This is a genomic window from Arachnia propionica (genome assembly GCF_003932785.1).
Classification (GTDB): domain Bacteria; phylum Actinomycetota; class Actinomycetes; order Propionibacteriales; family Propionibacteriaceae; genus Arachnia; species Arachnia propionica_B.
This window is the reverse complement of record NZ_RQYT01000157.1, coordinates 1-403: the sequence shown is the minus strand read 5'-3', so window position 1 is coordinate 403 and position 403 is coordinate 1. Positions and strand designations below refer to the sequence as shown.

Below are 403 nucleotides of genomic sequence, written 5' to 3'. Positions count from 1 at the left end.
CCTGCCATTGACGCCGACGGCTCCAAGGACTACGGCAATTTGGAAGTGCTGGCCTGGGGAGGAAGCTACTACCGATTCGAAGGTGGCTTCGGGACGATCAAACTTCGAGCCAACCGACCCATCCTCATATATCACGATTAGGGCCTGACTTGGCTCATTTAGTGCGTTCCTTGGATGGCGTGAAGCCAGGTGGTGATGTTTGGAGGGAGGGGGTCTTCGGCGGTGATGATCTGGTCGCCGGCTTGGATGGTGATGGTGCGGAGCGGCAGAGGGTGTTGACGAGATGTCGGATGCTGACTTTGGTGCGTGTCTCGAGCCAGCGGGCGATGGCCAGGGCTGCGAAGACGATGGTGAGGTGAGCGTTGATGGAGTCTCGTTTGTGGTGGTAGATCGGGCGGGCGGC

At 59.3% G+C, this 403-nt stretch carries 1 pseudogene; it reads right to left on the bottom strand.

Going from position 1 to position 403, the window contains the following annotated elements:
* Positions 1–158: 158 nt before the first annotated feature.
* Positions 159–403 (bottom strand): annotated as a pseudogene (locus EII35_RS16335) (IS1634 family transposase); the annotation flags it as partial.